The 19,624-nt window shown below is 67.6% G+C and carries 20 protein-coding genes and 2 riboswitches; of the genes, 4 read left to right on the top strand and 16 right to left on the bottom strand.

Going from position 1 to position 19,624, the window contains the following annotated elements:
* Positions 1–5: 5 nt before the first annotated feature.
* Positions 6–545, bottom strand: a complete 540-nt coding sequence (gene cobU, locus SOM18_RS01140; protein ID WP_200874034.1) for a bifunctional adenosylcobinamide kinase/adenosylcobinamide-phosphate guanylyltransferase — start codon at positions 543–545, stop codon at positions 6–8.
* An 87-nt stretch (positions 546–632) separates the two neighbouring features.
* Here cobU and SOM18_RS01135 point away from each other — a divergent pair, with 87 nt between their 5' ends.
* Genes SOM18_RS01135 through SOM18_RS01125 form a run of 3 tightly spaced genes read left to right on the top strand, consistent with a single transcriptional unit; the run spans position 633 to position 4,016 of the window.
* The gene (locus SOM18_RS01135; RefSeq protein ID WP_320481322.1) at positions 633–1,607 is read left to right on the top strand and encodes an aminotransferase class I/II-fold pyridoxal phosphate-dependent enzyme; all 975 of its coding nucleotides are present in this window, start codon (positions 633–635) and stop codon (positions 1,605–1,607) included.
* Positions 1,600–2,538 (top strand): adenosylcobinamide-phosphate synthase CbiB, encoded by a 939-nt coding sequence (cbiB, locus tag SOM18_RS01130; protein WP_320481166.1) that lies wholly within the window; start codon positions 1,600–1,602, stop codon positions 2,536–2,538. The genes SOM18_RS01135 and cbiB overlap by 8 nt, the downstream gene beginning before the upstream one ends.
* Positions 2,526–4,016 (top strand): cobyric acid synthase, encoded by a 1,491-nt coding sequence (locus SOM18_RS01125; RefSeq protein ID WP_320481165.1) that lies wholly within the window; start codon positions 2,526–2,528, stop codon positions 4,014–4,016. Before cbiB ends, SOM18_RS01125 begins: the two co-directional genes overlap by 13 nt.
* Here SOM18_RS01125 and cobS read toward each other — a convergent pair.
* From cobS to SOM18_RS01095, 6 genes are all read right to left on the bottom strand, one after another.
* Positions 3,984–4,700, bottom strand: a complete 717-nt coding sequence (cobS, locus tag SOM18_RS01120) for an adenosylcobinamide-GDP ribazoletransferase (protein WP_031439052.1) — start codon at positions 4,698–4,700, stop codon at positions 3,984–3,986. The genes SOM18_RS01125 and cobS overlap by 33 nt on opposite strands.
* The gene (locus SOM18_RS01115; RefSeq protein ID WP_031439053.1) at positions 4,697–5,275 is read right to left on the bottom strand and encodes a histidine phosphatase family protein; all 579 of its coding nucleotides are present in this window, start codon (positions 5,273–5,275) and stop codon (positions 4,697–4,699) included. The genes cobS and SOM18_RS01115 overlap by 4 nt, the downstream gene beginning before the upstream one ends.
* Positions 5,272–6,285, bottom strand: coding sequence for a nicotinate-nucleotide--dimethylbenzimidazole phosphoribosyltransferase (cobT, locus tag SOM18_RS01110; protein WP_031439054.1), 1,014 nt, complete (start codon positions 6,283–6,285; stop codon positions 5,272–5,274). The genes SOM18_RS01115 and cobT overlap by 4 nt, the downstream gene beginning before the upstream one ends.
* Positions 6,282–6,689 (bottom strand): DUF1636 domain-containing protein, encoded by a 408-nt coding sequence (locus tag SOM18_RS01105; protein ID WP_031439055.1) that lies wholly within the window; start codon positions 6,687–6,689, stop codon positions 6,282–6,284. Before SOM18_RS01105 ends, cobT begins: the two co-directional genes overlap by 4 nt.
* Before the next feature lie 106 nt (positions 6,690–6,795).
* Positions 6,796–6,982: riboswitch (cobalamin riboswitch) on the bottom strand.
* Positions 6,983–7,003: 21 nt separating this feature from the next.
* Entirely contained in the window at positions 7,004–7,789 is a 786-nt protein-coding gene (locus SOM18_RS01100; protein WP_031439056.1) for an ABC transporter ATP-binding protein, read from the bottom strand.
* Complete coding sequence (locus SOM18_RS01095; RefSeq protein WP_031439057.1) at positions 7,783–8,778, bottom strand: FecCD family ABC transporter permease; 996 nt, start codon at positions 8,776–8,778, stop codon at positions 7,783–7,785. Before SOM18_RS01095 ends, SOM18_RS01100 begins: the two co-directional genes overlap by 7 nt.
* Positions 8,779–8,845: 67 nt before the next feature.
* Between SOM18_RS01095 and SOM18_RS01090 the strand changes: the two genes are divergently transcribed.
* A complete protein-coding gene (locus tag SOM18_RS01090; RefSeq protein WP_031439058.1) occupies positions 8,846–9,694 on the top strand; it encodes an ABC transporter substrate-binding protein in 849 nt (282 codons plus the stop codon).
* Here the strand turns inward: SOM18_RS01090 and cobO are convergent.
* From cobO to SOM18_RS01045, 9 genes are all read right to left on the bottom strand, one after another.
* Positions 9,691–10,290 (bottom strand): cob(I)yrinic acid a,c-diamide adenosyltransferase, encoded by a 600-nt coding sequence (cobO, locus tag SOM18_RS01085; RefSeq protein ID WP_166747964.1) that lies wholly within the window; start codon positions 10,288–10,290, stop codon positions 9,691–9,693. The two genes, SOM18_RS01090 and cobO, sit on opposite strands and share 4 nt — an antisense overlap.
* The gene (locus SOM18_RS01080; protein ID WP_031439060.1) at positions 10,290–12,248 is read right to left on the bottom strand and encodes a TonB-dependent receptor plug domain-containing protein; all 1,959 of its coding nucleotides are present in this window, start codon (positions 12,246–12,248) and stop codon (positions 10,290–10,292) included. The genes cobO and SOM18_RS01080 overlap by 1 nt, the downstream gene beginning before the upstream one ends.
* Before the next feature lie 182 nt (positions 12,249–12,430).
* Positions 12,431–12,663: riboswitch (cobalamin riboswitch) on the bottom strand.
* A 58-nt stretch (positions 12,664–12,721) separates the two neighbouring features.
* Positions 12,722–13,546, bottom strand: a complete 825-nt coding sequence (locus SOM18_RS01075; RefSeq protein ID WP_031439061.1) for an HpcH/HpaI aldolase/citrate lyase family protein — start codon at positions 13,544–13,546, stop codon at positions 12,722–12,724.
* The gene (locus tag SOM18_RS01070; RefSeq protein ID WP_031439062.1) at positions 13,543–13,995 is read right to left on the bottom strand and encodes a MaoC family dehydratase; all 453 of its coding nucleotides are present in this window, start codon (positions 13,993–13,995) and stop codon (positions 13,543–13,545) included. The genes SOM18_RS01075 and SOM18_RS01070 overlap by 4 nt, the downstream gene beginning before the upstream one ends.
* Positions 13,995–15,830: an acetyl/propionyl/methylcrotonyl-CoA carboxylase subunit alpha gene (locus SOM18_RS01065; protein ID WP_031439063.1), complete on the bottom strand. Its 1,836-nt coding sequence runs from the start codon at positions 15,828–15,830 to the stop codon at positions 13,995–13,997. Before SOM18_RS01065 ends, SOM18_RS01070 begins: the two co-directional genes overlap by 1 nt.
* On the bottom strand, positions 15,827–16,312 hold the full coding sequence (locus SOM18_RS01060) for a nuclear transport factor 2 family protein (protein WP_031439064.1): 486 nt from the start codon (positions 16,310–16,312) through the stop codon (positions 15,827–15,829). Before SOM18_RS01060 ends, SOM18_RS01065 begins: the two co-directional genes overlap by 4 nt.
* 4 nt (positions 16,313–16,316) lie before the next feature.
* Positions 16,317–17,918 (bottom strand): carboxyl transferase domain-containing protein, encoded by a 1,602-nt coding sequence (locus SOM18_RS01055; protein WP_031439065.1) that lies wholly within the window; start codon positions 17,916–17,918, stop codon positions 16,317–16,319.
* Positions 17,919–17,949: 31 nt separating this feature from the next.
* Entirely contained in the window at positions 17,950–19,116 is a 1,167-nt protein-coding gene (locus SOM18_RS01050; protein WP_031439066.1) for an isovaleryl-CoA dehydrogenase, read from the bottom strand.
* A gap of 68 nt (positions 19,117–19,184) precedes the next feature.
* A complete protein-coding gene (locus tag SOM18_RS01045; protein WP_128082097.1) occupies positions 19,185–19,616 on the bottom strand; it encodes a Rieske (2Fe-2S) protein in 432 nt (143 codons plus the stop codon).
* Positions 19,617–19,624 lie beyond the last annotated feature (8 nt).

Genomic DNA, 19,624 nt, shown 5'->3' with positions numbered 1-19,624 from the left:
GCACCCTATCCCTTCATCCGGATCGTCAGCCCGGACACCGCGAGATCGACCGTCTCGACCGCAGCCGCGACCCGCTGGTTGAGCATCCCGGCCAGATCGCGGAACCGCCGCGCCATCGCATTGTCGGGCACGATCCCCATCCCGACCTCGTTGGTGACCAGCACCAGCCGCCCCTCGATGCGACCGATCGCGTCCAGCAGCGCGGCGATCGCGGTATCCGCATCGGCCTCCGTCAGCATCAGGTTCGACGCCCACAAGGTCAGGCAGTCGACCAGTATCACCCCGTCCGGCGCATCCGCCTCGACGATCGCCGCCGCCAGCGCGAGCGGCGCCTCGACCGTCCGCCACCGTTCGTCCCGTTCCGAGCGATGCCGCGCGATCCGCTCGGTCATCTCGCCGTCGAAGGCCTGCGCGGTCGCGATATAGACCAGCGTGTGGCCACCTGCCGCCTCTGCTAAAGCCTGCGCATGGCGGCTCTTGCCCGAGCGCGCACCGCCGGTGACCAGCACCGTCTTTCCAAACCCCTGCACGACCGTCTCCTCCATCGCCTCTTGCGCTATCCCCGGCGAATGGCGAAGGCCAGCAGCAACGCCGCGGCATTGCCGGCGCAGGGGACGCATGTGCACGCGCTGATGGAACATGGCGGCCGGATCGACAGCGCGCAGGCGCTGTACCCGCACGCGCCGCGTCCCTGGCTCGACCTGTCGACCGGGATCAACCCCTGCGCGTGGGAGCCGCCCGCCGATCTCGCGGTCGACCTGCGCAGCCTCCCCTCGCCCGCCGCACTCGCCACGCTCGAGGCCGCCGCCGCGCGCCATTTCGGCGCCGACCCCGCGCGCGTCGTCGCGCTGCCCGGCACCGAAATCGGCCTGCGCCTGCTCGGCGCGCTCGGCCTGCCCGCCCCCGCCCGCCATGTCGGCCCCAGCTACGCGACGCACGAAGCGGCCTTCCCCGCGCGTATCTCGATCGACAGCCTGACCGACGAAGCGACACACGGCGGCACCATCCTGCTCGCCAACCCGAACAACCCAGACGGCCGGCTGGTCAGTCCGGATGCGCTTCGGCCAGTGATCAACGCGCTCGGCGAGAATGCAGGCTGGCTGGTCGTCGACGAGGCCTTCGCCGACATGCTCCCCGACGCCGGCCTGGCCTCGCACCTGTCCGCAGAAGATCCAGTCATCCTGTTCCGATCATTCGGGAAGTTCTTCGGACTCGCCGGCGTGAGGCTCGGCTTCATGATCGCACCGCCCGGCATCGTCGCGCGGGTCCGCGACCGTCTGGGCAGCTGGCCGATCTCCGCCACCGCGCTCGCGATCGGCACAGCCGCCTATGCCGACCGAGCCTGGATCGAGACCACCCGCGCACAGCTCGTCACCCGTGCGACCGCGCTCGACGCGATGCTCCTCCGCCACGGACTCACCGCGACGGGCGCCTGCCCGCTCTTCCGCCTCATCGCAACAGACGACGCCAAGCCCCTGTTCGAGCGCCTGAATATGGCGGGCATCCTGACCCGACCCTTCACCTATGACCCCCGCTGGCTGCGTCTCGGCGTCCCCGCCGACGCGGCCGCACTGGCGCGTCTCGACGCGGCGCTCGCGCATGGCTGATCCCGTCGCGCTCATCGCCCTCGCACTCGACGCCGGGATCGGCTGGCCGGAACGGCTCTACCGTCGGGTCGGCCACCCCGTCGGCGCGATCGCCGCGATCATCGGTTCGCTCGAAAAAGCGCTCAACCGTCCCTCATGGCCCGACGCGACGCGCCGCATCGCCGGGGTCGCGACGCTCGCGATCACGCTCGCGGTGACGGGCGGGATCGCCTGGGGCGCGACCTGGCTGCTCGCGACCTATCTCGGCGGCTATGCCTGGCTCGGCATCGGCCTCCTCGCCGCCCCCGGTCTCGCGCAGAGGAGCCTCAACGATCACGTCGCGCCGATCGCCGCCGCGCTCGGCAAGGGCGACGTTCAGGGCGCTCGGATCGCGGTCGGCCGGATCGTCGGTCGCGACACCGACCGGCTCGACTCCGCCGGCATCGCCCGCGCCGGAATCGAAAGCCTCGCCGAAAGCTTCTGCGACGGCATCGTCGCGCCGCTCTTCTGGCTGCTTATCGGCGGGCTTCCCGGGCTCTGGATCTACAAGGCGATCAACACCGCCGACAGCCTGATCGGCCACCGCGAGCCACGTTGGCGCGCGTTCGGCTGGGCGTCCGCACGGATCGACGATCTCGCCAACTGGATCCCCGCGCGGATCAGCGGCGCCTCGCTGTGCCTCGCCGGCCCCGGTGGCTGGCACGTGATGCGGCGCGACGCGCGCAAGCACGCCTCGCCCAATGCCGGCTGGCCCGAAGCGGCGATGGCGGGCGTGCTCGACCTCCGCCTCGCCGGCCCGGTCAGCTATGACGGCGTCACCCAGCTGAAGCCCTGGATCGGCAGCGGTCGTGCCGCCGCCACCGCCGCCGACATCGCCCGCGCGCTGCAGGTCTATCGCCGCGCCTGCCTGCTGCTCTGGCTCGTCACGGGGGCGCTGCTGTGGGTGCGGTGATGCTTCAGGGCACCGGCTCGGACGTCGGCAAGTCGGTGCTCGTCGCCGGCCTCTGTCGCGCGCTCGCCAATCGTGGCCTCTCCGTGCGCCCCTTCAAGCCGCAGAACATGTCGAACAACGCCGCCGTCACCGCCGATGGCGGCGAGATCGGCCGCGCCCAGGCGACCCAGGCGATCGCCGCACGCACCGCTGCGACCACCGACATGAACCCCGTCCTGCTCAAGCCGCAAGGCGACCGCAGTTCGCAGCTCGTCGTCCACGGCAAGGTCCGCGGCATCCTCCGCGCGAGCCGCTGGCGCGAGGGGCGCGCGGGGCTGATGGACGACGTGCTCGCCAGCTATCACCGGCTCCGTGCGCAGGCGGACATCGTCGTCGTCGAGGGCGCGGGCAGCCCCGCCGAGATCAACCTGCGCGCCGCCGACATCGCCAACATGGGCTTTGCGCGCGCCGCGGGCGTCCCCGTCATCCTGATCGGCGACATCGACCGGGGCGGCGTCATCGCCTCGCTCGTCGGCACGCGCGCGGTGATCGATCCCGCCGACGCCGCGATGATCCACGGCTTCCTCGTCAACAAGTTCCGCGGCGACCCCGCGCTGTTCGACGACGGCTATCGCGCGATCGAGGCGCGGTCGGGCTGGCGCGGCTATGGCGTCATCCCCTGGCTCCCCGAGGCCGCCCGCCTGCCGAGCGAGGACGCGGTCGTGCTCGAACGCCGCCCCGGTCACGGTCGGCAGGACGGCCAGGTCGTCATCGCCTGTCCGATCACCCCGCGCATCGCCAATTTCGACGATCTCGATCCGCTCCGGCTCGACCCCGGTGTCACGTTGGTCATGGTCCCGCCCGGCGAACCGATCCCCGACGCCGACATGATCATCCTCGCCGGCTCCAAGGCGACGATCCCCGACCTCGCCTTTCTCCGCGCGCAGGGCTGGGACATCGACATCCATGCGCACCGCCGCCGCGGCCGCCCGGTGCTCGGGCTTTGCGGCGGCTATCAGATGCTCGGCCGCAGCATCGCCGATCCGGACGGGCTGGAGGGTCCCGCCGGTATCGCCCCCGGGCTCGGCCTGCTCGATGTCACGACGATCCTGTCCCCCGCCAAGACGCTCGAACGCGTCGCCGGCACCGCGATCGGCGCACGGTTCGACGGCTATGAGATCCATATCGGCGAGACCAGCGGCCCCGACACCGCGCGCGCGCTCACGACCCGCGACGATGGTCGCCGCGACGGTGCGGTCAGTCCCGACGGGCTCGTCTCCGGCAGCTATGTCCACGGCCTGCTCGGCCTCGCGGATCAGCGTCGCGCCTGGCTCAGCCGGCTCGGGGTCGACGCGGTCGGCCCCGACCATGCGGCGTCGATCGACGCTGCGCTCGATGCGATTGCGGAAACGCTCGAACGCCGTCTCGATATCGACGCGCTGATCGCATTGTCGAAGCTCGCGGGGTCAGACGCGACCGGCAATGGCGAGCGCGACTAGCATCCCGGTCTCGACGAATTCGATCCCCGCGCCGTGGCAATCCCCCGATACGCCCCCGACCCGCCGGATGAGCCACCAGCCGAATAGCGCGATCAGTGCAGGGGCCCCTGCAACGGCATGCACAGGCCCCCCTAAACACCCTGTTACGCACCCCCAAAAGACCAGATCGTGCACCCTGATCTTCCCTGCCACCATCCCTCCCAGCCCGCCCTCCCGCAGAAGCGGCACCCACCGCGCCCAGCACAACGGCCCGATCCGCGCGAGCATCGGGACGAGGATCACGACTGCCCATCCCTGACTCGAAACAGCATGCAATAATACAAGCTTTGCAATGAGTTGCAGCGCGATCATCACAACGCCGAAGCTGCCGATATGCGGATCGGCCATGACCGCGATCAGCCTGTCGCGATTGCCATGCGCGGCACCCAGCCCGTCTGCCAGATCCGCCAGCCCATCCAGGTGCAAAGCCCCTGTAATCGCTACCCAAATTGCCAGCGCGGCGAGCGCACCGGTCCATGGATCGACCTGTGCGCCGACCCACCCCGCTCCCGCGACGACCACCCCGATGCACGCCCCGACGACCGGGTACCACCGAATCGCGGCGGCAAAATCCTCAGCGTCCGCAGTGACTTGCGGCATCGGCACGCGCGTCAGGAAGCCGAAGGCGACGATCAGCCGCTTCACGAAGCCGGATCCGTCTGCAGCGCCACGATTTGCGCCGTCCGGTCCGGCCAGATCCGCAAACTAATCAGCGCCGCATAAGGCAAATCGAACGCCCAGAGCTCGCGCAACCCGAACCCGCACAGTGATTTCAACGCCGCACGGATCGCCCCGCCATGTGTCACGATCAGTGAGGTTTCGGGTGTAAGTTCTTCTATCGCATCAGTAATTCTTGCGACCAGATTGCTCCACCGTTCCCCACCCGGTGGCGGTGCAGCATCCGGATCGTCCCAGAACCGCTGCAACGCCGCAGCGTCGATCTCCGCCGCAGCCAGCCCGTCCCAAGCCCCGAAATCCAGCTCCCGCCACCGCGCATCGGTCGTTGGAGCCAGCCCCCGCTCCCGCCCGATCGCATCCGCAATAGCCTGCGATCGCATGAGATCAGAACAGACGATCTGCTTGAAATACAGTGATTTTACCCGCGCCACACAGGCCGCCAAACCCTCCGCCGTAACCGGACTATCGGTCCGCCCCAGCATCCGCCCGGTCAGTTCAGGCGCGCCATGCCGCAACAGGTGAAGCAGGAACGCCCCACTCACGCCACCGACACCCCCGCCTCGGCAAACGTCGCCATCCCGTCATGCGCCGCCAACGCCGACCGGATCACTCCCACCGCAACCGCCGCCCCGCTTCCCTCCCCCAGCCGCATCCCAAGTCTCAGTAAAGGCTCGAGTTTCAGCGCTTGAAGCAATCGCTCATGCCCCGGCTCGGCCGAACAATGCCCGGCAATGCAATGCTCTGTAATGCTAGGATACGCCGCCGCGATCGGTGCGATCGCCGCCGACGAAATGAATCCGTCCAGCATCACCGGCACCCCCGCCAGCCGCGCCGCCACCACCGCGCCAGCGATCGCGACGATTTCACGCCCCCCCACCCGCCGCAACGTCTCGAACGGCGTACGCGGGAAATCAGCATGCCGCGCAATCCCCGCCTCGACGACCGCGATTTTCCGCGCGATTCCCGCCACATCAACCCCCGTCCCCGGGCCAACCCAGTCGGCGGCGGTTCCGCCGTAACTGCGCAGACACAGGGCTGCGGCCGACGTAGAATTCCCGATCCCCATCTCACCCACGACGAGTATGTCGAGCCCAGGCACGACGACGTCGGCACCGATGTTGAGTGCGGCGAGACACGCGGCTTCGTCCATCGCCGGCCCCGTCGTGAAATCCGCCGTGGGGGTTTCCAGATCGATGTCAGCGATGACGAGTTCGAGCCCGACGGCATCCGCCAGCGCATTGATCGCCGCGCCCCCACGACGGAAATTCTCGACCATCTGTGCGGTCACGGAGACCGGGAAAGCGCTCACCCCGTGCACCGCAACGCCGTGATTTCCGGCGAAAATCGCCGCCCGCGCACGCTCGAACCGCGGCCGCTCGCGCCCCTGCCAGCCCGCCATGAAGACCGCGAGGTCTTCAAGTCGGCCGAGCGATCCGGGCGGCTTGGTCAACTGTGTTTGCCGCAGCGATGCGGCCCCTCGCGCGGCTTCGTCTGCCACGGGAAGGGCCTCCAGCGCCGCCTCGAACGCCGCGACCGTCGGGAACAGCGTCACTGCGCGACATAGCCGGCGGGGGGCGTCCGGGTGATGAAATGCCCCTTGATCCCGGCCGGCCACTGCCGAAACGGCACCTGCCCCTCCGCACTCTCCGCATGCAGCACGGCATAATCGAGAATCGCGCGCGCAGCCTCTTCATCCGGGGTAAAGCGCCCCAGCACATAGCCGATCTTCGCGGGCCCGCGGACGTGGATGGTGCAGAAGTCCTGGCAGGCGAACAGGCACGGCATCGCCTGGACCGCAATCCCGGCATAGCGCGGATCACTCGCCTGGACCGCCTGCAACGCCGCGACGAGTCTCGCACCGCCCCGCATGCCCTCGGCATCGTCCTTCGCATCGGTGGACACGCGGCAGGTGCTGCAGGCGACGACGGCCGCACCGTCTTCGGCGGGAACCAGTATATTCGGCATTGAAACCCCATGACATACGCGCCCGCGGCACAGGCCACAGGCTGGTTATGTCGTCGTGCGGGTTTACCCCCGTCCGCTCGGCGCACCCTGGCCGGACGAAAGACGACTGCGACGGGCAGGTCTCCTGGCTCACGGGTCACAGCCCTTCGCGCCGCCTTCTCGGGACCGGGATCCCAATGGCATGTTGGCACGATGGCTCGCCGCTTACAGTTGCAGGGGCAGCCGGGGTTCTCCCGTTCCCTTTTCATCCCCGTCGCCGGGGAACCTGTCGCGGCCAGAGGGATAGGCCGGGCGAGCGGCCCGGGTCAATCGCCCTGCGCGCTGTCACGCGTCAGCGGTACCACGACCGGTACGCCCTCGATCGATCCGAACCACGCCCTAACGCCATAGGTCTCACGCAGCCGAACCGGCGTCAGCACCGCCGAAGGCGCACCGTCGGCGACGAGCCGGCCCGCGTCGAGCACGAGGATACGATCGCAATAGCGTGCGGCGAGGCCCAGATCATGCAGCACGGCGATCACCAGGACGCCGCGCGCGGCCTCCGCCCGCAGGATGTCCATGACCGCGATCTGATGCGCGGGATCGAGCGATGCGAGCGGCTCGTCGACGATCAGCGCCGGCGCCTCGACCGCGAGTGCCCTTGCCAGCAGGACGCGGGCCCGCTCGCCCCCCGAGATCTCGGTCGCGACACGCGCCGCAAGCGGGGTCACGTCCGCCGCCGCCATCGCACGGGCAATCGCATCACGATCCTGCTGAGAAATGCGCGACAACGGTGCGAGATGGGGCAACCGGCCCAGCGCGACGAGACGTTCGACGCTCAGCGGCCAATGAAGACTTTGACCCTGCGGCAGATACGCGACCGTCCGTGCAATCTCGCGTCGCGAGCGCTCCGCCAGCGGAACCCCGTCGAGCAGGATCTCCCCCGTAGCGGGAACCAGCCCGAGAAGCGCCTGAACCAGCGTCGATTTGCCCGCCCCATTGGGGCCGACGATCCCGATGAGCGCACCACCCTCTGCCGCGAAGCTGACATCGTCGACCACGACCCGCCCGGCACGGCGGACGCTGAGGCGGTCCGCGGAAAGGGCTACCACAGCCGCCGCTCGCGCATGAGGTGCACGAGGAACACCGGCACGCCGAGAAACGCAGTAACGACCCCTAGCTTGAGTTCGTTCGACGTCGGGATCACGCGTACCAGCACGTCCGCAAAGGTCAGCAATGCAGCACCGCCCAATGCGGAGGGGAGCAGGATCGCCGATGGCGAGCGATCGGTCATCGGCCGGACGAGATGCGGGACGATCAGGCCGATGAACCCGATCGCGCCCGATACCGCGACCGCCCCGCCGACCCCGATCGCCACCCCGACCAGCATCCGCACGCGCGTCCTTCGCAGATCGACGCCGAGCGCGCGTGCGCCATCCTCGCCGAGCGTCAGCGCGTCGAGCGCATGGCCGTCCCAGGCGACCAGCACCATGCCGATTGCGATACAGGGCAGCGCCAGCGCGACATGGCTGAACGACCGGTCTTCAAGCGACCCGAGCAACCAGGTCATGATCTCCATCGCCGCAAACGGGTTCGGGGACAGGTTGAGCGCCAGACTGACCCCCGCGACCGCCAGCGTTCCAACCGCAATCCCCGCGAGGATCAGCGACAAGGCGCTTTGCGACCCGGCCGCCAGCACGAACAGCAACCCCAGCGCCGCGAACGCCCCAGCGATCGCCACGATCGGCAGCATCGCCGGATGAAGCTCCGCCAGCCCGAAATACAGCGCGATCACCGCGCCCAGCGATGCCCCGTTCGACGCGCCCAGCACCGATGGCTCGGCCAGCGGATTGCGCAGGAACCCCTGCAGCGCAGCACCCGAAAGCCCCAGCATCGCGCCGACCGCGAGCCCGAGGATCGCGCGCGGCAGACGAAGTTCGAACAGGATCGCGCGTTCGATCGGATCGCCCTGCCCGCTGAGCGCCCGCACGACATGCGCCAGCGGGATGGCCGCACTCCCCACCGCGACCGACGTAGCGCCGGCCAGCAGCGCAAGCAGCGCGAGGCTACCGACCAATCGCGCACGCGTCACGCGTTCCATAGTGCCAGATCCCACCGCATCCTTTTCCGCCTAGCGCATAAGCGGCCGCTGCGGCAGGGCTTTGCGCATGCGCGGACGCCGTCTCCTGACCATCCTGATCATCGCTGCCGCTGGCGCATCTGCTGCGGCGGCAGCGCCTCGACCGCCGGCGCGTATCGTTTCGCTCAACCTGTGCGCTGACCAGTATCTTCTGGCGCTGGCCGACCCCGCGCAGATCGTCGCACTGACCCGGTTCGCGCGCGATCCGAACATGTCCGCTGCCGCCAACGCCGCGCGTACCATGCCCGTCAGCCGTGGCAGCGCCGAAGACGTCCTGATGCTCCGCCCCGATCTCGTGATCGCATCGCCGTTCCGACGCCAGACGGTCACGGCCGTTCTCGCCGGCCGGAACGTCGCGACGCTCGATCTGCCCCCCGCGGACAGCTATGCCGCGATCGTGACGCAAGTCCGGCAGGTCGCCGCAGCCATCGGGCACCCCGATCGCGGCGAAACGCTGATCCGCCGGATGGACACCGCGCTCGCACGATTGCCGCGCGCCCCGGGAGGTGGTCGTACGGCGGCCTATTATCAGCGTCGGGGTTTCCTGACGGGTACCGGCACGCTCGTCGACGAACTGATGCAGCGTCTCGGGCTGGCCAATCTCGCGACCCGGCTCGGCAAGCCGGCACTTTCGCAACTGTCGCTCGAACAAATGGCGCTGGCACGCCCGGACTATCTCGTCGTTGAGAGCGCCACCGACCGCGTGACCGATCAGGGCACCGAAATGCTGCATCATCCGATTCTCGACGGGATTCCCCGTCTGCGCATCCCCGAGGCGTGGACCGTCTGCGGAGGTCCCGCCTATGTGCTGGCCGCGCAAAGCCTCGCGGCGCAGTTGCGCACGCAGCGTCCAGCTAGTCCTCGCCGCGGCCGTTAGAACTCGACGCCGGCCTGGGCCTTGACCCCGCCCCGGAACGGATGCTTGACCAGCCCCATCTCGGTGACGAGATCCGCTGCGGCGATCAACGCCTCGGGCGCGTTGCGCCCCGTCGCCACGACATGCGTCATCGCCGGTCGCGCTGCGAATCCCGCAAGTACCTCGTCGAGTGGCAGATAGTCGTAGCGCAGGACGATGTTGATCTCGTCGGCGATGACCATCGCATAGCTCGGGTCGAGGATCATCCGGCGGACCTCGTGCCACCCTTCGCGCGCCACGGCGATATCGCGGGCCCGATCCTGCGTATCCCAGGTAAAGCCCTCGCCCATCGGCTTGAATTCGACCAAATCGGGGAAGGCGTCAAAGATGACCTTCTCGCCGGTCGTCATCGCACCCTTGACGAACTGCACGATCCCGACCTTTCGCCCATGCCCCATCATCCGCACCGCCATGCCGAGCGCCGCGGTGGTCTTGCCCTTGCCCGGTCCGGTGTGGACCATCAGCAGGCCCTTCTCGATCGTCTTGGCCGCGACGATCTTGTCCTGGACGACCTTCTTCTTGGCCATCCGCGCCGTGTGCTCCGCCTCGCTCCGCATCAGAATGCTGCCTTCACGCCGGCATAGGCACCGCGCCCCTGACCGACATAGCTGAACACCTCCTCGTACCGCTCGTCGAACAGGTTTTCGACCCGACCGAAGACCGATAGCCGGGGCGTCAGCTTGTACGCCGCGTTCAGGTTGACGAGGACATATTCCTGGAGCGAAACGCGGACAGGGACATAGCTCGGATCGGTATAGGCATCGTCCTGCTGCCGGCCATTATACCGGACGGTGAGGGTCGCCGAGGCGCTCTCGTCGCGGCTGAACGCAGTCATGTTGACGCTGCCGATATGGTTGGGGCGCCGGATCTCCACGCCCCCGTCCTCGCGCGCCTTCAGATAGGTATAGGCGAGGTCGAAGCGCAGCTGCGGAATCGGCTGGGCGGTGGCAAACACCTCGACGCCATGCTGCGTCGATCGCGTATTGCGGTTGCCGGGCGTCGCGACGAAGTCGGGGGCAGGATAGGTGGTAAAGATCTCGTTCGTCAGCCGACTGTCGAAATAGGTCGCGCCGATCGTCGCACGATCCCCCCCGAAAGCCTGTTCGACCCCGGCTTCCCACCCCTTTGACTTTTCGGGCTTGAGGTTCGGATTGCCGATGTAACGACCGTCGGAATAGCCGAAGAGATCGAAGTAGCCGGGGTTCTTCACGCCGGTACCGTAGGCGCCGCGCACCCGCGTTCCGGTCGCAAAACGATAGCTCGCCTGCGCGCGGTAGGTGGTGGTGTCATCGAACCGGTTATTCTCGTCGCGCCGCACCGATCCGCCGATCGCGAGCGCATCGTCGACGACGACGTCATACTGGCCAACGATCCCGATATTGTCGGTATGCCGCCGTCCCGTAAAGACGAACTCCGAAGGAGCCGCGCTAAGCGTCTGAAATTCCTCACGCTCGACATCGACTGCGGCGGTCAGCCGATGCCGGATGCGATCGGTGCCGAACCGGAAGGCGCTTTCGAACGATCCCTTGTACCGCCGGCCCTTGTTGCCAAAGCTCAAGGCATCGTCGACCAGCGCCCGGCGTGTCGTATCGGCAAACTGGCCGCTGAGCGCATTCGTCCAGCGGCCATCCGCCAGCGCCAACTCGGCCCGGACGAGCCCGTAATATGCCTCGACCGTGCTGCGCGCGCCTGGCGTATCGACGATCGTGCCGAACTGCGGGCCGCTCAATGCCGTGTCGTTGCTGTCGGCATCGGTATAGCTGTAGCGCCCGACGCCCGTGACCTTCAGCGTGTCGGTGGGCGACCAGCTGAGCTTGCCCGTCGCGCCGACGCTCTTCGCGCCGATGTCGCGCGATCCGCCCCGTGCGGTCGGCGTGCCGTCGGTGAGATAGGTCGAACTCGACAGCGCGTAGTCGAGATTGCCCGCTACGCCCGCGACCCGCGCGCCGCCCGAAAATGTGCCGAACGATCCCCCTTCGGCCCGCAGTGATACACCCGGGGCCTCCGCGCCGCTGAGCGTGAGATACTGGACGACGCCGCCGATCGCATCGGACCCGTACAGCGCGGACTGCTGGCCGCGCAGCACCTCGACCCGTGCCGCCTCGTCGGCGATCAGCGTGCCGAAATCATATTCGCCCTGATAGGGATCGGACACTTCGATCCCGTCGATCAGCACGAGCAAGTGATTGCCCTCCGACCCACGGATCCGGACCTGCGTCGTCCCCCCGACCGCGCCGGTCCGGCTGACCGCCAGTCCAGGGACGTCGCGCAACACGTCGGACACGATCCGGGTCTGGCGCTGGTTGAGCGTAGCGGCGTCGAGCACCGTCACCGACGCCCCGAGCTGATCGGCGGGAACAGCGTCGCCTGATCGCGATGCGGTAACCACCAGCTCGGCGCCGCCCGCTGCCGCCTCGCCCGTCGCCGCAGTAACCGGATCGGGCTCGGCCGCGCCCGGCGATGCAAAGGCCGTGGCGGTCGCGAGCGCCGCAAGCGAAACGAAAACTCTGGTCATGAAACGATACTCCCGGCGTCGCGAGCGACCGGCCGGGGCCTGCCGTCCGATGCCACGGACAGCCGGCGCAACGCTTGGGGTGTACGCCGAACTGCACCCGCCACGCGCACCGAAGCGGCCCCCGCCGCATGGTTCGTCGCTCAGACGGAGTACCGTGCCGCGGCCATCCCCTGGACCATGGCAAGAGCGACCGAGCGCCGGCAGGTCTCCTGGCTCGCGGGTCGACGCCCGGTACGCGACCTTCCCGGGCCCTGCGCTTACGCTCAGGCCTAGTGGTCGTCCCCTCATAACGAAGGAACATGCGCACCGCGCTCACCGCTTACAGTTGCAGGGACAGCCGCGGCATGAGGAGGCTCGCCTCCCGCACCGCATTCCCTTTGAAGCCCCGAGGGGCACCGACGCGATCTGCGACCCCGGCCTTCACCGGTTTCGCGGGGCGACGGTAGCGCAGAAAATTCCTGCCGCCAATGGGCCTAGAGTCTCGCGAGGATCGCCCGCGCCTGGCGCAGGTGCGGCGCATCGATCATCCGTCCATCAAGCTGCAGCGCGCCGGCCTCGGGAGCCGCCGCAAACGCTGCGACGACGGCATGCGCACGTGCCACGCTCGCCGCATCCGGCGTGAACGCGGCGTTGATCGTGGCGACCTGCGACGGGTGGATCGCCATCATGCCGGTGAAGCCGTCGCGGCTGCCGCGCGCGGCATAGGCTGCCAGCCCGTCAATGTCCGCGATTGCTGGATAGACCGTTTCGATCGCCGCTACGTCCGCCGCATGCGCGCCGAACAGCAGCAGCGATCGTACGAGCTTATAGGGCTCGGTATAGGACCCGTCGTCCTCCCGACTGGTCGCCGCGCCGATCGCCGCGGGCAGGTCTTCGGCGCCCCAGGTCAGGCCGCATAACCGGCCGTTGACCCGCGCATATTCGCCCAGTGTGAAGATCGCGGCGGGCACTTCGGTCGCGATCGGCAGGATCGGCGGACAGTCATCGCCATAAGCCTCGACCAGCGCGAGGACGGTCGCGGGTCCGGTCGCCTTGGGCAGCATGATCGCATCGGCGCCCCTCGCCGCAGCGATATCGTCGTCCAGCCACCCCGAGTCGACGGGATTGATCCGGACCATCCGCACGACGTCGGTGTGGTCCTGCAACGCGGCCCGGACCGCCTCGCGGGCAACAGCCTTGCGGGAGAGCGAGACCGAATCCTCCAGATCGAGGATGATGGCATCGGCCCCGCTCGCTGCGGCCTTCGCAAAACGCTCGGGCCGGTCTGCGGGCACGAATAGCAGCGAGCGCAACCTCATGCCGACGTCCGCAGCAGCAGCGCCGAGCGAAGGCACTGACAGACGATCTCGTCACGCTGGTTGATCAATTGGTGCATGAATGTGACGATCCCGGCGTTCGGGCGCGACCGGCTGGGCTTGAGCTCGGCGACCTCGGTCTCGGCGCGCATCGTGTCGCCGATAAAGACGGGTTTTGGATGCACGAGCTTGTCGTAACCGAGATTGGCGACGAGCGTCCCGAGCGTCGTGTCCCCCACCGACAGGCCGACCATCAGCGCGAAGGTGAAGGTGCCGTTGACGAGGATCTGGCCGAATTCGCTCGCCTTCGCCGCCTCCGCGTCGAGGTGCAGCGGCTGCGGATTGTGCGTCATCGTCGAAAACAGGAGGTTGTCCGTCTCCGTGACGGTGCGGCGGATCTCATGGACGATCCGGTCGCCGACTACCCATCGGTCGAAATAGCGGCCGGCCATCAGTCATCCTTCTCGATACGCGCGAGCACCATGCCATCGCTCACCTGCCCGCCTTCGATCGCGGTCAGTTCGGCAACCGTCCCGTCGAACGGCGCGACGAGCGAATGCTCCATCTTCATCGCCTCCAGCGTCACGAGCTTCTGCCCCTTTGCGACACGGTCCCCGACAGCCACGTCGACCGCGATGATCCGTCCCGGCATCGGTGATAAGATCGCGCCATCCGCTGCCGCCCCCATCGCCGCGCCAGACGCACGCCAGGGCCGCAACTGCCAGGTCTGCCCGGCATCGGAAACGAGGGCGGCATCGACCGGTTCATGGACGCCGCGACCGTCGAGATCGATCGTCACCGCGTCGTCGTCGAGCAGGAACCGCGCGGCCTTCAAAGGGGCCGCGTTGAGACGAAAGCCCGCCATCGGCTCGGCGCGTACGAGCGTGCGCGCGGCCTCGATCAGCGCTTCCTCGCTGGGCTGCGCCGGGGGCATCAGCGCCGCACCTTCGCGGGCGATCAGCCCGGTATCGAGCGTTCCCGCGACAAATTCCGAATGGTCGAGCGCCTGGACGAGAAACCCCGCATTCGACCGGACCGGCCAGACGACCGCCTTGTCCAGCGCCTCCGCCAACGTCTCGCGCGCGGCTTCACGCGTGTCGCCCCAGGCAATCACCTTGGCAATCATCGGGTCATAATAGGGCGAGATGTCCGCCCCCTGTTCGACGCCCGTATCGACCCGCGCCGCATCACCCAGATCGAACGCCTCGAGCCGCCCGATCGACGGCAGGAAACCCTTGGCGGGATCCTCCGCATAGAGCCGCGCCTCGATCGCCCATCCGCGGATCGCAAGATCATGCTGCTGCAGCGGCAACGCCTCACCGCTGGCAATCCGCAGCTGCCATTCGACCAGATCCTGTCCGGTGATTTCCTCGGTGACGGGATGCTCGACCTGCAACCGGGTGTTCATTTCCATGAACCAGATCCGATCGGCGCGCAGGCCTTCGCTCGCATCGGCGATGAACTCGATCGTACCCGCGCCAATATAGTTCACGGCCTGTGCCGCGCGCACCGCCGCCGCGCAGATCGCCGCGCGCGTCGCATCATCCATGCCGGGCGCCGGGGCCTCCTCGATCACCTTCTGATGCCGGCGCTGCAACGAACAGTCGCGTTCGAACAGATGGACAACGTTACCCTGACGGTCGCCGAACACCTGCACCTCGATATGCCGCGGCGAGAGGATATATTTCTCGATCAGCACGTCGGTATTGCCGAAGGATGCGGAAGCTTCGCGCTGGCACGACGCGAGCGCGTCGGCAAAGTCGGCGGACGCGTCGACGCGGCGCATACCCTTGCCGCCGCCGCCGGCGACGGCCTTGATCAGGACCGGGTAGCCGATGGCATCCGCCTCACGCTGGAGCCTATCAGGCGACTGGTCTTCCCCCAGATAGCCTGGCGTCACCGGGACCCCGGCCGCCATCATTCGCTGCTTCGCGGCATCCTTCAGCCCCATCGCGCGGATGCTGTCGGGATCGGGGCCAACCCACAGGATCCCTGCATCAAGCACGGCCTGCGCGAAGTCCGCATTCTCGGACAGGAACCCGTACCCCGGATGAATAGCCTCAGCGCCGGTGGCGAGCGCGGCGGCGATGATCTGCTCTCCGACCAGATAGCTCTCGCGCGCCGGGCTCGCACCGATATGCACCGCCTCGTCCGCGTGCCTGACATGCAGCGCGCCCGCATCGGCATCGGAATAGACCGCGATCGTGCGGATTCCCAACGCCCGAGCTGTGCGGATGATGCGGCAGGCGATCTCGCCACGATTGGCGATGAGCAGTGATTCGATCATTGCGCGGGGCATCCGGTGGTCCGCTTAGACCAAGTGATGTTGAGGATCTTCCACCGGCCCGCGTCGCGCACCATGTCGAAATGGTCGGTCCCGCAATGCGCGACCCGGCCGTCGATGGTGAAGACATAGGGCGACCATACCATCGCGATATCGCCATCGATATCCACGGCGGGATCCGTCAGGCGTTCCGCATATCGCTCCGGTCCGGGCTTCAGACGGGCGGCGAAGTCGGACCAGCCGGTCCGGCGGATGATGCGCGTGCCGTCGGCCATTTCTTCCACTGCCGTAGCACCCCCCTCGGGGCGTACCTGTGCGAGCAGTGCCTGGCCATCGCGGGTGGCCAACGCAGCGAACATCGCGTCGATCGGCACCATGACGCCAGCCTCCTCGGTCACCACGACTGGCGGCAAGCCGGTGCCCTTGACGATCGGCTGGACCGGTGTGACCTGACCCGCGGCCAGCAGAAACGATAGCAGGATCATCGGCTTACATCCTGAACACACCGAACGCGGGGCGTTCGGCGATAGGAGCGTTGAGCGTCGCGGCGAGCGCGAGGCCGAGAACGTCGCGGGTCTGCGCAGGATCGATGATCCCGTCGTCCCACAGCCGCGCGGTCGCGTACCAGGGATTCCCCTCGTCCTCATATTTCTGACGAACCGGCGCCTTGAACGCTTCCGCCTCCTCCGCCGTCCAGTCGTCCGCGTCGCGGTGAACGGTGGCGAGGACCGAGGCCGCCTGCTCGCCGCCCATCACGCTGATCCGGCTGTTCGGCCAGCTGAACAGGAAACGTGGCGAATAGGCGCGTCCGCACATGCCGTAATTGCCGGCGCCGAAACTGCCGCCGATCAGCACCGTGATCTTCGGCACGGTCGCGGTCGCGACTGCCGTCACGAGCTTTGCACCATGTTTGGCAATGCCTTCCGCCTCATACTTCCCGCCGACCATGAAACCCGAGATGTTCTGGAGGAACAACAGCGGTACCTTGCGCTGGCAGGCGAGCTCGATGAAATGCGCGCCCTTCTGTGCGCTTTCGCTGAACAGGACGCCGTTGTTGGCGAGGATCGCGACGGGGAGCCCGTGGATATGTGCGAACCCGCACACCAGCGAGGTACCATAAAGCGCCTTGAACGCATGGAATTCGCTGCCATCGACCAGCCGTGCGATCACCTCGTGCACGTCATAGGGTGCGCGCACATCGGACGGCACGACACCGTAAAGCCCCTCAGCGTCGTATTTCGGCGGGCGTGCCGGTTGCCGGTTCACCGTGACAGGGACCTGTGGCGGCAAAGTCGAGACGATGTCGCGAACGATCGTCAGCGCGTGGTCGTCCGATTCCGCGACATGATCGACGACGCCCGACCGTCGTCCATGCGTGTCCGCTCCACCGAGGTCCTCCGCGGAAATCACCTCGCCCGTCGCCGCCCTGACCAGCGGCGGCCCGGCAAGGAAGATCGTGCCCTGCCCGCGGACGATGATCGTCTCGTCGGACATTGCCGGGACATAGGCGCCGCCCGCGGTGCAGCTTCCCATCACGCAGGCAATCTGCGGAATCCCCAGCGCCGACATCTGCGCCTGGTTGTAGAAGATACGCCCGAAATGCTCGCGATCGGGAAACACTTCCGCCTGATGGGGCAAATTCGCCCCGCCACTATCAACGAGATAGATGCACGGCAGACGATTTTCCTGTGCGATTTCCTGCGCTCGCAGGTGTTTCTTGACGGTCAGCGGGAAATAGGTCCCCCCCTTCACCGTCGCATCGTTGCACAGGATCATGCATTGCCGCCCGGCAACGCGGCCGATCCCCGCGATCACTCCCGCGCCGGGGACCGCGTCGTCATACAGGCCATTGGCGACGAGCTGACCAATCTCGAGGAACGGCGAACCCGGATCGAGCAAGCGCTCGACCCGGTCGCGCGGAAGCAGTTTGCCACGCGCAACGTGCCGGTCGCGCGAACGGGCGTCCCCGCCGAGCGCGACGCGCGCAACGTCGTCGCGCAGGCGCTGGGCGAGCGCGCGGTTGTGCGCCGCATTCGCCTGGAACGTTTCGGCGTCGACCGACAGCTTCGTATCGAGGACGGGCCCGCTCACCGTTCACCCCGCAGCGACCTGATCCGCACGCTCATTGCATCACCTTGGGTGCGGCACCGATCAGTTCGCGTCCGATCAGCATCCGGCGAATCTCGTTCGTTCCCGCGCCGATGTCGAGCAGCTTGGCGTCGCGCATGAAACGCTCGACCGGCCAGTCCTTGGTATAGCCAGCGCCACCCAGAGCCTGGATCGATTCCAGCGAGACCTTCACCGCGCTCTCGCTCGCCAGCAGGATCGCGCCCGCCGCGTCGAACCGCGTCGTCTTGCCCGCATCGCACGATCGCGCGACGGCATAGACATAGGCGCGCGCGGAACTCAACGCGACATACATGTCGGCGATCTTGGCCTGGATCAGCTGGAACTGCCCGATCGCGGTCCCGAACTGCCTGCGTTCACGGACAAAGGGGATGACCACGTCGAGACAGGCCTGCATGATGCCGAGCTGAATGCCCGCAAGCACCGCGCGTTCATAGTCGAGGCCCGACATCAGCACACCGACGCCGCCATTCTCCGGTCCCATCACCGCGTCGAACGGCACGTGGCAATCGGTGAAGACGAGCTCGGCGGTCGGGGAGCCCCGCATGCCCATCTTGTCGATTTTCTGCCCGATCGCGAAACCCGGCATGTCCTTCTCGATCAGGAAGGCGGTAATCCCCTTCGATCCCTCGCCCGTCTTCGCATAGACGACGAGCGTATCCGCATAGGCCGCGTTGGTGATCCAGAACTTGGTGCCGTTCAGGACATAGCCGCGCTCAGTCTTCACCGCCTTCAGCTTCATCGACACGACGTCGGATCCCGCCCCGGCTTCGGACATCGCGAGGCTTCCGACATGCTCGCCCGACACCAGCTTGGGCAGATATTTCGCCTTTTGCTCGGCATTGCCCCAGCGGCGGATCTGATTGACGCACAAGTTGGAATGCGCGCCATAGCTCAAGCCGATCGACGCCGATGCGCGCGATACTTCCTCGACCGCAACGACATGCTCGAGATAGCCGAGCCCGAGCCCGCCATACTCTTCCTCGACGGTGATGCCGTGAAGCCCCAGCTCGCCCATTGCCGGCCAGAGCTCGCGGGGAAACCAGTCGTCCGCATCGATCTTCGCAGCCAGCGGAGCGATCTTCTCCTTCGCAAAACGCTGCGTCGTGTCGCGGATCATGTCCGCGGCTTCGCCCAGCGCGAAGTCGAAATCTGGCGTCACGAAACTCTCCTTACCGTATTGTTCCCGTGGCTTGCCGGGCTGTTCTCTTTACCGTTCTCGCCCGATGCTCAGCGAGGGTCAGGGACCGCAGCCGTCGCGCCGAGCGTCGTGATCACGCCGTCTACGACCGTGATCGGCCAGACCGCAAGCGCTTGACCCACGCAGGGGCCGCCGACGCAGCGGCCATCGTCGATTCTGAACAGTGCGGAATGCCACCCACAGACGATCAAGTCGCCATTCGGGCTCAGATAGTCGTCGAGGGCGCGCGCCAGTGGCAGTCCGGCGTGCGGGCAGCGGTCGACATAGCCGACGACCCCGTCACCGCGCCGAACCGCAAAACCGTGGAACCGCCCCGCGCGCATCTGCACGACATAGCCTCTCGACTGGCCGGGTGCGATCGCCTCGATCGACCCGAGCGCGATACCGGCCGGCGTGGCGAACAGCCGCACCGGCGACGGCGCATCGCTCACGGCACTGTCGTCGCCCGGCTGGCCCTGCATGTCCGTCA

It is taken from the genome of Sphingomonas sp. CFBP9019, assembly GCF_034045155.1.
Classification (GTDB): Bacteria; Pseudomonadota; Alphaproteobacteria; order Sphingomonadales; family Sphingomonadaceae; genus Sphingomonas; species Sphingomonas aerolata.
This window is presented reverse-complemented; position numbering and strand designations above follow the sequence as displayed.

What these genes read in the sequence shown, in the direction of transcription:
- cobU (WP_200874034.1), bottom strand. Translation starts at nt 545, where the DNA reads ATGGAGGAGACGGTCGTGCAGGGGTTTGGAAAGACGGTGCTGGTCACC.
- SOM18_RS01135 (WP_320481322.1), top strand. Translation starts at nt 633, where the DNA reads ATGGAACATGGCGGCCGGATCGACAGCGCGCAGGCGCTGTACCCGCAC.
- cbiB (WP_320481166.1), top strand. Translation starts at nt 1,600, where the DNA reads ATGGCTGATCCCGTCGCGCTCATCGCCCTCGCACTCGACGCCGGGATC.
- SOM18_RS01095 (WP_031439057.1), bottom strand. Translation starts at nt 8,778, where the DNA reads ATGGAACGCGTGACGCGTGCGCGATTGGTCGGTAGCCTCGCGCTGCTT.
- SOM18_RS01090 (WP_031439058.1), top strand. Translation starts at nt 8,846, where the DNA reads ATGCGCGGACGCCGTCTCCTGACCATCCTGATCATCGCTGCCGCTGGC.
- cobO (WP_166747964.1), bottom strand. Translation starts at nt 10,290, where the DNA reads ATGCGGAGCGAGGCGGAGCACACGGCGCGGATGGCCAAGAAGAAGGTC.
- SOM18_RS01080 (WP_031439060.1), bottom strand. Translation starts at nt 12,248, where the DNA reads ATGACCAGAGTTTTCGTTTCGCTTGCGGCGCTCGCGACCGCCACGGCC.
- SOM18_RS01075 (WP_031439061.1), bottom strand. Translation starts at nt 13,546, where the DNA reads ATGAGGTTGCGCTCGCTGCTATTCGTGCCCGCAGACCGGCCCGAGCGT.
- SOM18_RS01070 (WP_031439062.1), bottom strand. Translation starts at nt 13,995, where the DNA reads ATGGCCGGCCGCTATTTCGACCGATGGGTAGTCGGCGACCGGATCGTC.
- SOM18_RS01065 (WP_031439063.1), bottom strand. Translation starts at nt 15,830, where the DNA reads ATGATCGAATCACTGCTCATCGCCAATCGTGGCGAGATCGCCTGCCGC.
- SOM18_RS01060 (WP_031439064.1), bottom strand. Translation starts at nt 16,312, where the DNA reads ATGATCCTGCTATCGTTTCTGCTGGCCGCGGGTCAGGTCACACCGGTC.
- SOM18_RS01045 (WP_128082097.1), bottom strand. Translation starts at nt 19,616, where the DNA reads ATGCAGGGCCAGCCGGGCGACGACAGTGCCGTGAGCGATGCGCCGTCG.